The organism is Bartonella rhinolophi (assembly GCF_036576165.1).
Taxonomy (GTDB): domain Bacteria; phylum Pseudomonadota; class Alphaproteobacteria; order Rhizobiales; family Rhizobiaceae; genus Bartonella.
Genome location: NZ_JBAFWY010000003.1, coordinates 93,382 through 109,894 on the forward strand (window position 1 = coordinate 93,382; position 16,513 = coordinate 109,894).

The following is a 16,513-nucleotide window of genomic DNA, read 5'->3' on the forward strand; positions in this document are numbered from 1 at the left end:
CATCATAATGTCGTTAAGTAATAACGGAGAACTTTGAGCAACGCGCTACCCCTCACTTATTGTGCTTTCATATGAAGAAGCAATGCGTTTACATTAAACCATTTTACGCTGTATTTGACGCGTAAATATCGTTGTCTTTAACATAGAACTGCTTACAAACATCACACTGATAATCAAAGCTTGTTAATTAAGCTGTCATCCCAACGTAATCAATAAATGTTATTATAAAAACTTACACTAAATTATCAAAATTTCCATCACCCAGCACTTAACCAACACATCTTTCACTAACAATAACGCTTTACTAAAAAACTCGGCGCCCGCTTTGAATCCATAAATGAAAGCAGAGTTGTTTTCGTATTAGTAAAAAATAAAAATACTAAAAAGAATACATCTCACACCTTTTTACATCTCTTCCGTTTAGAATCTTGCTGCCTTTGCATTTCTGCATTACAATAAAATCGTTTTGTATTATCCAGCATAACGCGTATGGAATACGGATTTAGGTGTAGAGCGAAATGATATCTGACCTCAAAGATTCTATCTTGCCGCCTCTGAAATGGCTATCCGATCAAGACCCTCCAGTACCAGCTGACATCCATGATTGGCTCATGGAAACGGGATCCATGACACGTCGACTAGAAAATTACTGCACTTGCGTACGTGTCGAACCACAACGTGAATGTTTCATTACGCGCGATAAACTGGAAGAAGAAGCTGAGCACCTGCCTAATAGCACGCGTTATTGGCTACGTGAAGTCATATTAATGGGAGACAATCAACCTTGGCTCCTTGGGCGCACTGTGATCCCACAAGAAACCTTATCCGAAGACAATCAAGCATTGATGAGCTTGGGGAGTGTACCGCTAGGGCGTTATTTATTTAGCAGTGGTCAACTAACCCGTGATTATATTCACATCGGTCGACAAAATACACTGTGGGCACGTCGTTCCCGTTTACGATTAGCAGATAAACCATTATTGCTAACTGAGCTATTTTTATCAGCTTCACCGCTATACACAACAAATCCTGCATAAATGGGAAGATGTAAATATCCTAAAGAAAGGATAATATAAAGAAGGAGCAGATCTCTTGTTTACCCATCAGCAAAAAAATCTACTAACTTGCTTGCTTCAAAGGATTTTTCTGCGATAACCTTTATTGTATAATTTATCTATCGACATTTTCCTATGCTCTTTACACACTTTTATAGCTTGACAGGTGTTATAACTTGATAGGCGAGCGATAATAAAAACACTTCTAAATGCCTTTTACATTACAGCATAGTAATTTACATTACAGATTTTTACGAAGTATTACCAACTTTAGAAAAATTCTTTTAACCTGTATAGCGTTTCTTTAGCCACGCAACCTTACCTCTCTATATACGGTATAATTTCTCAATCTTTGTTTAAGAAAACACTTAATAAAGGGTTTGCTCAACTTCCACTTCATCAAGTTGAAGTAAAAAGTCACAAATAACTACCATTTTTCCTTGTTCGTTCTCTGCCAATTTAAGCACCAAGATTCTTTATGCAGAATAAATACACACCAATTTTTCACACTATTCAATCACTTTAGCTAAAATGAGAGTGTATCTAGTGATCATCTCTCCCCACGATATTAATTAAACGAAACATAGTAAAATCATCCTTATCGTGCACTTTTAAAGCAATTTTGCATACCACCTCAATTTGATCATGCAATATAAATTTATCCAATTTTTTGAGAAAAAAACTATGTTTAACTATCTCTTATACATCTTGCAATGTATGAAAAAATAATTAATCTCCAAAGCTTGAAAAATCTAAAAACAAAACTTTACCTCTTCATGGAATATACTTATACTCTTAATCTTAAGCGAAACATTGCAATAACAATATACACAACATCCGTTATAGTTGTGCTTTTTATGTAACGTTGACCATTATATCTTTAAGATCACAAGTTGTGAGCGCGCTATGACACAAACTATCTCATTTCCTAATCCTTGGAATGTAAATAAACCTACAGCTCTCTTAGTACTAGCCGATGGAACAGTTATTCAGGGGAAAGGAGCAGGTGCTACGGGTGTTACTGAAGCTGAGATATGTTTCAATACTGCCATAACAGGCTATGAAGAAATTCTGACGGATCCATCATATAAAAAACAAATTGTTAACTTTACTTTTCCTCATATCGGCAATGTAGGAACAAATAATGAAGATATTGAAGATCTCACGCCCCTTAATTGTCATGGAGCAGTTGGTGCTATTTTCAAAGCGGATATTACGCATCCCTCCAATTATCGTGCAAATGAAAATCTTAATCAATGGCTTAAAACACGTAATATCATTGCACTTTGTGGTATTGATACACGAGCACTAACTGTTCTTATTCGTGAAAAAGGTGCACAAAATGGCATTATCGCCCACGACCCCAATGGAAACTTTGATATCAAAGCTCTAAAAGAACGTGCACAAAAATGGACAGGTCTTCTCAATCTTGATCTTGCAAAAGAAGTGACATCAAAGCAATTGATGAAATGGAATGAAAAACCATGGATATGGAACGAAGGTTATAGTGCAAACGATGTACACAATTTTCACATTGTTGTAATTAACTATGGTATTAAGCGCAATATTCTCCGTCTTATGGCTGCACACGGTGCACGTATAACCATCATGCCAGCAGATGTAACTGCAGAAGAAGTTCTAGCAAAAAATCCTGATGGTATTTTTCTTTCCAATGGACCAGGAGACCCAGCCGCAACAGCTAGTTATGCTGTTCCAACCATTAAAGCGCTCATTGAAAGTAATATACCAATTTTTGGTATATGCCTCGGACACCAGCTTCTAGCTCTTGCTGTGGGAGCCAAAACCATAAAAATGCACCAAGGACATCATGGCGCCAACCATCCTGTTAAAGATATTACCACTGGAAAGGTTGAAATTGTATCAATGAATCACGGTTTTGCTGTAGAGACAACATCTTTGCCACAATATGTTGAAGAAACACATATCTCCCTCTTCGATAACTCAAATTGCGGTATACGAATCATCGAAAAACCAGTTTTTTCTGTTCAATACCATCCCGAAGCTTCCCCTGGCCCACAAGATAGTCACTATTTATTTCAACGTTTTTGCAATCTCATTATGGATTATAAAAAAATAGCTTAACTGAAAATTTTACCTTTTGGATTTTTCTCAAAAGACCGCTTTTTGTGCACAAATATATTATCTAGTAATAGATTTACTCACTCTTTTCATAAAATTATAAATTTTATTTGTTGCCTAAATTATCTTTAAATGAACTTCTATAATAGTATCAAAAATAACTGATACAAATTTCAGAATGGCATTTTACTTAATTTATTACTAAAAATCATGAACAGTATTTCAAAAGATATATACATTTGGCGCATTTTGTAAAATATCATGGCCAATTTTGTTGACCACACTTAGCCCTTCTTACAATATCAGCATTTTCAAAAACTTAGCCAAATTTCAGATATAATGCACAATATAAGAAAACATTATAGAGGTTTAAAGAAACTTCCCCCCGTCCTAATTACGAGCACACTTTATAATCAAAGGATACATCATCACAAAAACTTGCAATTACAAACAATGAAACAAGTCTGCAAAAAAATTACAAACAGCACAACATAAAAAAACACGGAACCAAAAAAGGTACATCATATAAGTTCTTGATACCGTACATTACGTTAATGTTAACAAAGACTATATTCCACGATATTTTTTACAATTGACATTGTTACGATAAACGAACCACAGTCATCATTTATTTTTGATTTTTAAATATCCAGTTTCCCTTTTAATGAACACGCCATTACAACATCATCACCAAAGAAACCACATGAAGAATCTTACAACTTCAAACAACAAATATCACCACAATGGAAGGTGCATCATATTCACAGTCGCAATATAAAAAGCATATTCTTATTCAAAAATTTTATTTATCGTAAATAATAATTTATGCGTCTATGTGTATCTAACCAACTTTTATCTTCTATTATATGAAAAAAGAATGAATAAAAATATTTTATAACTTACTTTCTTTGTATATTAACCTATAAAGCTATTTTAGCCTCAAAATTTAAACACTCTATCTGCCACAATCGCGCACGGATATTTGTCACAGGGAAAAACCATGCCAAAACGCACAGATATAAAATCTATTCTTATCATCGGAGCAGGACCTATCATTATTGGTCAGGCATGTGAATTTGACTACTCTGGCACACAAGCCTGTAAAGCATTAAAAGAAGAAGGATACCGAATTATTCTGGTTAACTCCAATCCTGCCACAATTATGACAGATCCAGATTTAGCTGATGCAACTTATATTGAACCCATCACTCCTGAAATAGTTGCTCAAATTATTGCCCATGAACGCCCTGATGCTCTCTTACCAACTATGGGAGGACAAACAGCACTCAATACCGCTTTATCATTAAAGCGTATGGGAATTTTAGACCGCTACCATGTTGAGATGATAGGTGCAAATGCCGATGCTATTGATAAAGCTGAAGATCGTGCATTATTCCGCAAAGCGATGGAAAACATTGGCTTGGAAACACCGCGTTCTATGTTAGCCAACGCAACTGAACTCAAAGAAGAAAATCGCCGACTACATGCAAAAAAACGCGAAAAACTTAAAGCGCAATTTTCTGGTAATGCACTTGACCAAGCACTGGAAGAACTTGAGAACAATTGGCGCCATACTGAAGCTGACCGCAAACAGCATTATATAGCACATGCTACCGCAAAAGCAGTACAAGCTCTTGATATTGTTGGTCTTCCAGCCATTATCCGCCCTTCGTTTACGCTAGGTGGTACAGGTGGTGGAATTGCTTACAACCGCTCCGAATTTTATGAAATCATTGAACGCGGCCTTGAGGCTTCACCCACAACAGAAGTTTTGATTGAAGAAAGTGTTTTGGGATGGAAAGAATATGAAATGGAAGTTGTCCGAGATAAAAACGACAATTGTATCATCGTTTGTTCCATTGAAAATATTGATCCTATGGGGATTCATACTGGCGATTCCATCACCGTAGCCCCTGCCCTCACCTTAACCGATAAAGAGTATCAACGTATGCGTAACGCTTCTATAGCTGTATTGCGTGAAATTGGCGTTGAAACTGGGGGCTCTAATGTACAATTTGCTGTCAATCCAGAAAATGGTCGTTTAATCGTTATTGAAATGAATCCGCGTGTTTCCCGCTCTTCAGCACTTGCATCAAAAGCAACAGGTTTTCCCATTGCTAAGGTAGCAGCAAAACTCGCCGTCGGCTACACACTCGATGAGTTAAAAAATGATATTACAGGTGGTGCAACACCAGCATCATTTGAACCATCAATCGACTATATTGTTACCAAAATTCCTCGCTTTGCCTTTGAAAAGTTTCCTGGTTCATCGCCTGTCTTAACCACTGCGATGAAATCTGTAGGAGAAGTAATGGCAATTGGTCGCACTTTTCAAGAATCGCTGCAAAAAGCGCTCCGTGGACTTGAAACGGGTCTTACCGGTCTTGATGAAATTATCATTCCTGAGCACGCTGAAGGCGATGAAAAAAATTCTATCCGCTCTGCCATTGCAATACCAAGTCCTGATCGTCTACGTTATATCTCTCAAGCAATGCGTATGGGAATGCCTTTAAATGAAATTCACCAAATTAGCAAAATTGACCCATGGTTTTTGGAACAAATAGCCTCCATCATTGAGATGGAACAGCGCATTCGCACTTATGGACTGCCCCAAGATGCAGACAATTTACGCATGTTAAAAGCTATGGGCTTTTCGGATGCACGATTAGCCACCCTCACTGAACAAGATCCCGATGATATTGCTGCTTTGCGTAAATCACTTAATGTCCAGCACACTTTTAAACGTATTGATACTTGTGCTGCTGAATTTTCTTCGCCTACAGCGTATATGTACTCAACATATGAAACCCCCTTTGCAGGCGTAGAACACTCAGAAGCACAAATTTCTGAACGCAAAAAGATTGCTATTTTAGGTGGGGGACCAAACCGCATCGGACAAGGTATTGAATTTGACTATTGCTGTTGCCATGCTGCTTTTGCCCTGCGTGACGCAGGCTTTGAAGCTATCATGATTAACTGTAATCCTGAAACAGTCTCGACTGACTATGATACATCTGATCGCCTTTATTTTGAACCTTTAACGACAGAAGATGTTTTAGCTGTTTTAGAAACAGAGCAGCAAAAGGGTGAATTGGTTGGAGTAATTGTTCAATTTGGTGGACAAACACCACTAAAATTGGCAAGTACACTAGAAAAACATAATATCCCCATCTTAGGAACCTCACCTGACGCTATCGATTTAGCAGAAGACAGAGACCGCTTTCAAAAATTGTTGTTTAAACTGAATTTAACACAACCCAAAAATGGCATTGCTCATTCGGTTGAACAAGCGCGCCTCATCGCCCATGAATTGGGCTTTCCATTAGTTGTACGCCCTTCTTATGTTTTAGGAGGACGTGCTATGCAAATTATCCGTGATGAGCGTAGCTTGCAAAATTATTTGCTTGAGACAGTCCCTGAATTAGTTTCAGAAGAAATCAAAGCCCGTTATCCTAACGATAAAATGGGGCAGATCAATACATTGCTCGGTAAAAATCCACTTTTATTTGATACCTATCTAACAGAAGCGATTGAAGTTGATGTTGACTGTCTGTGTGATGGAGAAGAGACGCTGGTTGTTGGCATTATGGAGCACATTGAAGAAGCAGGTATCCATTCTGGTGATTCAGCATGTTCTTTACCAGTACATACACTTTCACATAAATTAGTGATTGAATTAGAGCGTCAAACCAAAGCGTTAGCAAAAGCGCTTCATGTTCGTGGCTTTATGAATGTGCAATATGCCATTAAAGATGACACAATTTATGTCTTAGAGGTCAACCCTCGCGCTTCGCGTACTGTCCCATTCGTTGCAAAAACAATTGGTCGTCCCATTGCTAAAATGGCCGCACGTATTATGGCAGGAGAAACGCTCCAAAGTACTCTTCAAGCTTATGGTGGATTACCATCTCAGCAACAAAAGCAACGTATCGCTGTCAAAGAAGCTGTCTTTCCCTTTGCTCGCTTTTCAGGTGTCGACACACTTCTTGGTCCAGAAATGCGTTCAACTGGTGAAGTAATGGGGCTTGATTATGAATTTGCACTTGCTTTTGCAAAAGCACAGCTTGGAGCTGGCGTTGAACTTCCAAAGGAGGGCACTTTGTTCGTTTCAGTAAGAGATGAAGACAAAAAGCACATCTTAACTCCCGTCAAACGTTTAATCGAGCTTGGCTTTTCTGTCTTAGCAACCAGCGGAACACAAAAATTTCTTTTAGAACATAATGTTAATGCAAAAAAAATCAATAAAGTACTAGAAGGACATCCTCATATTGAGGATGCCATTCGTAATCGGCAAATTCAATTAATTTTTAACACAACCAATACTGCCAGCGCCATCTCGGATTCTAAATCATTACGCCATGCAGCACTTATGCAAAAAGTTCCCTACTACACAACAATGGCTGGTGCAAAATCTGCAGCACAAGCTATAGAAGCACTCAAAAAAAATTGCCTTGAAGTGCGCTCACTGCAAAGCTATTTCACTTAAAGTGTTTTTTATACCAGAAAATACGCCATTTTTTCTACTTTTTATCATTTTTTGCTTTGTATAAAAAACATTGTGTAGAAAAATATAGATTAAAGCTTGCTTTTTATCCTCAAAACCTTTACATACAACCCTTATCGAACTTTCGGTTATGTGACTTTCTTTTCCGTGCGATTTGCACTTCTGACAAGACTTCTCCCACCTAATTTCGATCTAAAATCATATTGAAGGCTTTTAGCTTCAGTATACAATAATTGTATATTTTAAGGAGTTTCCTATGTCTACAGGAACAGTTAAGTGGTTTAACACAACAAAAGGTTTTGGATTTATTCAGCCTAGTGATGGAAGTGCAGATGTATTCGTACACATTTCCGCTGTTGAGCGTTCTGGTTTAAGTAACCTGCAAGAAGGACAAAAAGTTTCTTATGACGTTCTTCAAGATCGTCGTTCAGGAAAATTTGCTGCAGATAACCTTGCAGCCCTTTAATCTTTAAACTTTACTACATTTCATTAAGAAATCTTTGCCTTATCTTTCTAGGTAAGGTTTTTTTTATGGAAGAAACACTTAACTTTGCAAAAATATTAAGATTCTTCTTTTTCTCTTAAATCCTCCGTAATTATCAAAGAGTGCTTCCTTGTAAAAGACTTAAAAAAACGATATAAAATCTATGTCTGAAGCAAAGTTTCCTAAGAGTTTTTCTGCATTTTTATTGCATACAACGTAATCTCTTATAAAATATCTTCAAATCAATAATCATTTGCTTGTGTCGTATAAGGATTAAAATTATGGATTTTATTGCCGATAGGCTTTCTCTGATTAAACCTTCCGCAACAATTGCTGTTTCTCAAAAAGCACGTAATTTGAAAGCATTAGGTCGTGATGTTATTGCTTTAAGTGCTGGAGAGCCAGATTTTGATACACCAAACAACATAAAAAATGCTGCCATTGAAGCTATTCAACGCGGAGAAACAAAATATACGCCCATATCTGGTATTCCAGAGTTACGTCAAGCAATTGCCGCAAAATTTAAAAGAGAAAACAATCTCATTTATCAACCAGAACAAATCATTGTTGGTACTGGCGGTAAACAAATTCTCTTTAATGCACTGATGGCAACTTTGAATAAAGGAGATGAAGTCATCATTCCATCCCCTTATTGGGTTAGTTATCCAGAAATGGTTACCCTAAACGATGGTACACCTGTCTTTGTAAAAACCAAATCTGAATTTTCTTATAAATTGCAACCACAAGATTTAGAATCTGCCATCACTCACAATACAAAATGGTTCATTTTTAACTCTCCTTCAAATCCATCAGGTGCTGCTTATACATATGACGAATTGAAAAAGTTAACAGATGTTTTAGTGAAATATCCTCATGTACATATTCTCACCGACGATATATATGAACATCTAACATATGAAGATTTTACTTTTGTTACTCCAGCTCAGGTAGAACCAAAACTTTACAATCGCACACTTACAATGAATGGTGTTTCTAAAGCTTACGCTATGACTGGTTGGCGAATTGGCTATGCAGGTGGACCGCAGCAATTAGTGAAAGCCATGGATATCATTCAAGGTCAACAAACATCTGGCACAAGCTCTATTTCGCAGTGGGCAGCCGTTGAAGCACTTAATGGCCCACAAGATTTTATCATGCAAAATAAAAGTGTTTTCCAAGCGCGCCGCGATCTCGTCGTTTCTATGCTAAACAAAGCTCCTGGCATTCACTGTCCAACACCTGAAGGTGCCTTCTATGTTTATCCTTCCTGTGCAAAGTGTATTGGGAAAAAAACTCCTGAAGGTAAAGTGATCACTAATGATGAAGATTTTGTAATAGCGCTTCTGGAAACAGAATCTGTTGCTGTAGTGCATGGATCCGCTTTTGGACTTGGGCCAGCATTTCGTATTTCTTATGCAACATCAGAAAAATTGCTTGAAGAAGCTTGCTTACGTATCCAGCGCTTTTGCAGTAATTTACTCTAAAACTCTAAGCGTTATCCATTGTTACAGTTTTGGTGGAGTGGTCAGTTTTTTATAAGATTTTTTGTAATTGAATCATCACGCAAAAATAAATTGGATTCTATAAAAAATTTACATCAATAAAGCTACGTGGAGGCAAAATATATATCCCGATGATCAAGAAATAATCCTTTTTGAACTTTTACAGTCATGTTAAATTATTATTACCTAAAAACAGTTACATAGCGAGCAAATCCTACATTTATTAATTAAAATTTGCGACACTAAAACTCTCATACCCATAAATATACTTATTATGCGCTCAGTAAAATTTTTTTACTTCGCAGCAGCTATTATGGTTAAAGTCTCTCTCCAAGCTTTTAATATCTGTAAAAAATGGCTAAACATCCATAAAATTTCTGAATTTTTTTCTAATGCCTTTTCAAAACATCTCAATTTTTAAGCATTATTTTAATAAGTAAAAAAAAGCCGGACATCCCGTCCGGCAAATTTAGAAAAGCCCCAGAGAAAAAATCAATCTGGCAGACTTTCATAAGGGAACACTCAAGAAAATGCAATGGGAGGCAACATAATCAAGAGATATTACCTTATGTCACTTCATGTAGAAAAATACAATAAAAACTTAAACATATCTGCTATGCAATAAACACATAACTTCAAAATACTTCATCATTAAAAAGACCATTTACGGGCTTTTAGAAAAATATAATCCCGAAAAGCATTTAACTTTGCCAAATTTTTTAAAGCATCAGGATAACAAAAAAAGGTATCAAAGGAAGGAATATCAACCATATCAGGGAAAAGGCGTACGAATCGCTCATCGTTATTTACAATATAATCAGGCAGTACTGCAATACCAAGATCATGCATAACCGCATTCTTAATTGAAATAATATTATTGATTTGCAGTACTGGAACGCGCAAAGATCCATCACTTCTTCCAGCCTTTTCCAACCAATTTAAACCAGATAAATAAAGTGGAACAGGTTTACCAAATGAAATAATGCGGTGAGCATCTAACTCAGATAATTTTTTTGGCTTTCCATAATTTGCAATATAATTTTCTGAAGCGTACACATGCATATGAACTGTAAATAACCTCCTTTGTATTAAATCAGGCTGTTGAGGCTTATGTAAACGAACAGCACAATCTGCATGACGCATCGTCAAATCAAGTTCTTTATCATCAAGCAAGAGCTGAATCTGCATATCTGGATAAAGACTAAGAAATTCAGGCATACACTCCGCAAGCCATCCTGTTCCCATGCCAAAGGTCGATGTAACACGCAAATGCCCCATTGGTTTTTCACTGCTTTCACTTAACTGCGAGCGTGCATTTTCCAATTTCATCAAAACATCATATGTTGTGCGATAAAGAATTTCACCCTGCTCTGTTAAAATCAAACCACGTGCATGGCGCTGAAACAGAGAGACACCTACATCCTGCTCTAAAGCTGAAACCTGTCTTGAAATTGCTGATTGGGATAAACGGAGCTTTTGCGCTGCACGCGTAAAAGAGCCTGCTTCCGCTGCAGCATGAAAAACCCTTAACTTATCCCAATCTAATGGTGGTGTCACAATCTGTCCTCTAATTTTATTTTTTCTTACAGATGTTTATTTTCAAGTGTTTATGTCTGTAAATCTAAAAACCGTTCTGCTTCCAGTGCTGCCATACATCCTCTTCCTGCAGCTGTTACAGCTTGGCGAAATGTATTATCTGTTACATCTCCTGCAGCAAAAACCCCAGGAACACTTGTCGCTGTTGAATCGGGTGCCGTCCATAAGTAGCCACCTTCCTTCTGTTTTAGCTGTCCTTCAAACAAAGAGACTGCAGGATCATGTCCAATAGCAATAAATACGCCATCTGCATCCACCGTCACCTTTTGACCAGTTTTTACATTTTGAAGACGTATACCTTTTACAACAGCCCCTCTCGATGCCTGAGCTGGCAAACCAACAATTTCTTCTACCACATGATCCCAAATAACACGTACATTACCGCACGCAAACAGCCTATCCTGTAAAATTTTTTCTGCCCGAAAATGATCCCGCCGATGAACCACACTTACAGTCTTAGCCAAATGCGATAAATAAAGAGCTTCCTCAACGGCTGTATTTCCACCCCCCACAACAACCACGTCCTTATCACGATAAAAAAATCCATCACACGTAGCACAAGCAGAAACACCACCACCCATAAATGTCTGTTCACTCTTCAAGCCAAGCCAGCGAGCCTGCGCTCCTGTTGCAATAATCAATGCATCACAACAATATTGCGTTCCAGAATCCCCATATAAAACAAAAGGACGCTTTGATAAATCAGCTTTTATAATAATATCATAGATAATTTTCGTGCCCATATATTCAGACTGTTTTGCCATTTGTTCCATCAACCATGGCCCTTGAATTGGATCAGAAAAACCTGGATAATTTTCAACATCAGTTGTAATTGTCAACTGTCCTCCCTGCTGTAATCCAGTAACCAGAACCGGTTTGAGCATTGCTCTGGCCGCATAGATCGCTGCTGTATAACCAGCCGGTCCTGAGCCAATAATAAACAGGCGAATATGCGATTGTATCATAAGATTCCTTTCATTTTTTGTCTCTTAATTATTTTATAGACTATAATGAAACTTTGCCTTTAAAAAAACATTTTTCAACAGCTTAAATTGTAGTGTATACGTATTTTTTAGTTGCGCCAGAAGTGCAGATTCTTAATTTATTAGGATATACTGAATATAAAAATTAAGTTTTACCCTATAGATATAAAAGCGTAAATTTTCACAGATAAAAGACTGTAACAAAATAAAAAAGAGATAGGAAGCCATCATTTTTCAATTCATTATCAATGTCTGTGCACGGTTTGCATTAATTATGGGATTAGCAATGCTTTTGCCAATTTTTGTAGATCTGCGCGATAACAACCATGAAGGAACGGGCTTTCTCTATTCTTGTGCTATCACCACTATGTTAGCAACACTGATTCTTTTGGCAACCAGAGGTGCTACCTGTCGTTTTTCAGCACGGCTTGGTTTTACGCTTACCGTTTGCCTTTGGTTAACAGGAAGCGTAGTGGGTGCTCTTCCTCTTTATCTTTCCGCTCTCCCGATTTCTTTAGCAGGATCGATTTTTGAATCTGTCTCTGGAATTACAACCACAGGCTCCACAGTCATCACTGGACTTGATCATTTATCGCGAAGTATTTTATTGTGGCGTTCTATCATGTGCTGGATTGGAGGTATTGGCTTTATTGGTCTAGCTCTATTACTTTTGCCTTCACTTCGTGTTGGAGGAGTCCAGCTTTTTCATATGGAATCATCAGATAAATCTGAAAAAATATTACCCCGCATCAACCAAATTGCCAATGGGATTATCATAGCCTATGTTGGACTAACGCTTGCTTGCATGCTCTCCTATTTTGCTTCTGGCATGACCTTATTTGACTCTATCAACCATGCGATGAGCACAATAGCAACAGCTGGATTCTCAACTCATGATGCCTCTTTTGGCCATTTTTCTGATAAGCCAGCCATCTTAATTGTTGCAACAACCTTCATGTTACTCTCTGCCCTACCCTTTGTGCTTTACGTTAAATTAGTGCTTCCTGGTCACTCAAAACGCTTCATTGATTCGCAAGTAATTGTTTTTCTCAATATTGTTTTTCTCTTTAGCTTTGCTTTAGCAGCATGGCTGCGATTTCATGATCATCGTCCCTTCCACAAAATTTTTCTTGATGTGATTTTTCATCTTTCATCTATCATTACCACCACTGGCTATAGTGCTGAAGATTATCAGCTTTGGGGACCTTTTGCCCTTGGGATTTTTTTCATTGTTTCTTTTACAGGCGGATGTGCTGGTTCTACCTCTGGCGGTATGAAAGTCAATCGCTTAATTATTCTCTGGCGTATTGCACAAACAAGTATAGCAAAGCTTCTTTCTCCTAATGTAGTTGTAAAAACGCGTTACGATCATTCAATTATATCAGATGATGTTGCTAAAGCAGTTTTGCTCTTTGCATGCCTTTACATGTTCTGCCTTCTCATCGGCACTGCACTATTGCTCACAACTGGTCTTGACTTTACTTCTTCCTTTACAGGCGTCTTAACCGCTCTTTCAAATATTGGTCCAGGTTTTGGAGAAATTATTGGTCCTGTTGGCAATTTCTCTACAATTAATGATAGTGCCTTATGGATTTTGAGTTTTTTAATGCTAGCAGGACGTCTTGAAATTATAACTATATTTGTACTTTTTATTCCTGCCTTCTGGCGTGAGCAATTTTAATATTTGTAACAATAAAAAATTTACAAAAAAAGTGAACAATATATATTCCATCTTGATTCAACTGACAGAAGAATTTTTAAAAAGCTTCAAACAAATAATTATGTCAATGATATAAAACTGGCACAAAAAATGAAAATCCTACATCGTTTTTCTTGAACACATCAGCCATTTAAAATGAGGATAATTCATCAAAGAGTATCACATATCACTCAAGAGCTTTTACATAGATCAAAAATTTTATAACACTCTATTTGACCAGCTCTTTCTCTCACCAAAAAAGACACCGCCTCGTACGAATAGCACAATATCTAAATACATCTATAAATAGTTATTGATTCATAGAATATAGGTGATTTCTAATAAAGATAGTTCTTATATTAACGTATTTTTGATATTAAGCTTTATCATTGAAAATGCATTGCTGCTTCCGACGCTAGATCAATACGAACAGCTTTAATATTCTCCCTCATTAAAGAAGTGCTGCTCTACGTTTTAAAAAAAGCGTTATTATAAAAAAATAATGAATCCATGCTATTCGTAATCACAATACATCACTTTAAAATTACAAATTCCAATTTTTCTATAAAATATTTTAATAAGTTTAATTTATTTCTTTATAACGTCAAAGAAATTTTAAAATTTTACGAAACAATATTTTTTAAGCTGCAGTTCAATTGAATATTTATTTAAAAATATCCACTTTAAGATAGCTTATTTCATCTGTCTCTTAAAAAGGATTGAGAATATATTTAAAGCGTTTTTTCTGTAACCCCTTTTGTAAACATTGCTTCATAAATATTTCCAATTGCAGCTGCCTCTTTTTCCAGAAAAAAGTGAGCACGAACATGGGTTAAAGCTTTTTCCCCTGCCACTAACGTTTTTTCTAAATCAGCAAGATAAGGTTCAATCGCCGTAGTTAAAGCCAGCACATCTCCTGCTTTGACAACCGTTCCTGTTCCTTCTCCCACTAATTCTTTATAAGCTCCCGCATCACTGGTTACCACAGCAGTCTGAGATGCCATTGCCTCCAATGGAGTTAAACCAAAGCCTTCTGTACGAGAAGGTGCCACATAAAGCGATAGACGACGATACCACAGAGGTGTATCCTGTATCTCACCAAGAAAGATAATACGATCAGTTAAGCCAGATTCAGCAATTTTTTTGCGCATTTCTTTTTCAAAATTATAATTCTGCACTGTAGTGCGACCAGCAATAATTGCTGTCCAATCAGGATAACGTGGCAACAACGCTATCATTGCATCTACAAATAAATCAGTGCCCTTTGAATAACGCACGCGCCCAAAGCACCCCACCGCGTATTTTCCAGAAAATTTAGACGAAGAAAAACAGTCATTAATAGTTTTTGGTGGTGAAAAACGCTGAACATCTACTCCATGCATGATAACCTCATGAGGCACCTCTAAATAGGTTCCCGTATACACACTGGTCGCAATGACTTGGTTCATACGACGAATTAACCATTTAGTAAAAGGTCTATGATGACGTTGAGATGCCGATGTAAAAATGAGTTTAAGCTTCATTCGCAAAATATCGCGCAAAAAAACCCCACAAAGCATCTCAATATTGCGCCGAGCATGCCAAATACGAAATGGTTTACCTACGGGGCTTTTCCAAAGTCCGAAAATATCCTTAAAAGAAAGGGCTGGCAAATTTTTTGGCAACCCCACTCCCAAAGTAGATATAGCTACGCCTTGCTTTCGCTGCAATGGAATAAGCTGAATAATCGTAGACGTTACTCCTGAAGAGCGCTTTTTAAAGTGAGGCGCAATAACATCAGTCTGTTTCAAAGATACACGCATAATAAATAAGAGTATTAATTCCCTTTAGTGAATAATATTTTCCTCACATATCTTTTAATTAAATATACTGAACCTTAATAATTTCATAATTATGTGCACCACCTGGTGCATTTACTTCAATTACATCACCTTCTTGCTTGCCAATAAGTGCACGCGCAATAGGTGAAGAAATAGAGATTTTACCAGTTTTTACATCAGCCTCTTGATCACCAACGATCTGATAAACCTTTTTTTCTTCAGTATCCTCATCCAAAAGCTTGATAGTGGCTCCAAATTTAATTTTATCCCCTGAAAGACGTGAGACATTAATAACTTCCGCCCGCGCAATATAATCTTCAAGCTCATTTATCCGCCCTTCATTATGACTTTGCGCTTCTTTAGCAGCCTGATATTCAGCATTTTCGGATAAATCACCATGTGCCCGAGCTTCAGAAATTGCTTCAATAATGCGAGGACGCTCCTGTTGTTGGCGCCAACGCAGTTCCTCCTTAAGATTTTCAAAACCAGCTGTAGTCATCGGAAATTTTTCCATAGTCCGTCCCTTTCTGTTATACGGAAGGCTGAATAAAAATACAAAAAACGGCTTCCAAAATGACTTTTGGAATCCGAAAACCACAATCTTCTTTATTATATAGTACAGTATACCTGTTTTCCATATAAAAATAAAAAATGGCACAAAACACTTAATCTATTATAAACTGCTCCAATATTACAAACCTTAAAATCTTCAACTGAGCTTCTGTAATTAAAAACATATATGTATAAAAGAAACAATTGTATTGTTTACT

General features: G+C 37.1%; 10 protein-coding genes. 6 read left to right on the top strand and 4 right to left on the bottom strand.

What is annotated here, in order from left to right; genetic code table 11:
• The first annotated feature begins 518 nt into the window (after window positions 1-518).
• From ubiC to V5N67_RS03440, 5 genes are all read left to right on the top strand, one after another.
• Complete coding sequence (gene ubiC / locus V5N67_RS03420; protein ID WP_332060499.1) at window positions 519-1,037, top strand: chorismate lyase; 519 nt, start codon at window positions 519-521, stop codon at window positions 1,035-1,037.
• Between the two features lie 924 nt (window positions 1,038-1,961).
• Window positions 1,962-3,158: a glutamine-hydrolyzing carbamoyl-phosphate synthase small subunit gene (carA, locus tag V5N67_RS03425; protein ID WP_332060500.1), complete on the top strand. Its 1,197-nt coding sequence runs from the start codon at window positions 1,962-1,964 to the stop codon at window positions 3,156-3,158.
• Window positions 3,159-4,155: 997 nt separating this feature from the next.
• Entirely contained in the window at window positions 4,156-7,641 is a 3,486-nt protein-coding gene (carB, locus tag V5N67_RS03430) for a carbamoyl-phosphate synthase large subunit (protein WP_332060501.1), read from the top strand.
• A gap of 274 nt (window positions 7,642-7,915) precedes the next feature.
• The gene (locus tag V5N67_RS03435; RefSeq protein WP_332060502.1) at window positions 7,916-8,125 is read left to right on the top strand and encodes a cold-shock protein; all 210 of its coding nucleotides are present in this window, start codon (window positions 7,916-7,918) and stop codon (window positions 8,123-8,125) included.
• A 299-nt stretch (window positions 8,126-8,424) separates the two neighbouring features.
• Entirely contained in the window at window positions 8,425-9,627 is a 1,203-nt protein-coding gene (locus V5N67_RS03440; RefSeq protein WP_332060503.1) for a pyridoxal phosphate-dependent aminotransferase, read from the top strand.
• A gap of 669 nt (window positions 9,628-10,296) precedes the next feature.
• Here the strand turns inward: V5N67_RS03440 and V5N67_RS03445 are convergent.
• Together V5N67_RS03445 and trxB are read right to left on the bottom strand one after the other, a co-directional pair.
• Entirely contained in the window at window positions 10,297-11,202 is a 906-nt protein-coding gene (locus V5N67_RS03445) for a LysR family transcriptional regulator (RefSeq protein WP_332060504.1), read from the bottom strand.
• A gap of 50 nt (window positions 11,203-11,252) precedes the next feature.
• Complete coding sequence (gene trxB, locus V5N67_RS03450) at window positions 11,253-12,206, bottom strand: thioredoxin-disulfide reductase (RefSeq protein ID WP_332060505.1); 954 nt, start codon at window positions 12,204-12,206, stop codon at window positions 11,253-11,255.
• A gap of 304 nt (window positions 12,207-12,510) precedes the next feature.
• Between trxB and V5N67_RS03455 the strand changes: the two genes are divergently transcribed.
• Window positions 12,511-13,905 (top strand): TrkH family potassium uptake protein, encoded by a 1,395-nt coding sequence (locus tag V5N67_RS03455; protein ID WP_332060506.1) that lies wholly within the window; start codon window positions 12,511-12,513, stop codon window positions 13,903-13,905.
• 749 nt (window positions 13,906-14,654) lie between these two features.
• Here the strand turns inward: V5N67_RS03455 and V5N67_RS03460 are convergent.
• Window positions 14,655-15,725: a glycosyltransferase family 4 protein gene (locus V5N67_RS03460; protein WP_332060507.1), complete on the bottom strand. Its 1,071-nt coding sequence runs from the start codon at window positions 15,723-15,725 to the stop codon at window positions 14,655-14,657.
• A gap of 58 nt (window positions 15,726-15,783) precedes the next feature.
• Window positions 15,784-16,257 carry a transcription elongation factor GreA gene (greA, locus tag V5N67_RS03465; protein ID WP_332060508.1) on the bottom strand — a complete coding sequence of 158 codons (474 nt, stop codon included), beginning with the start codon at window positions 16,255-16,257 and terminating at the stop codon, window positions 15,784-15,786.
• Between the last annotated feature and the right edge of the window lie 256 nt (window positions 16,258-16,513).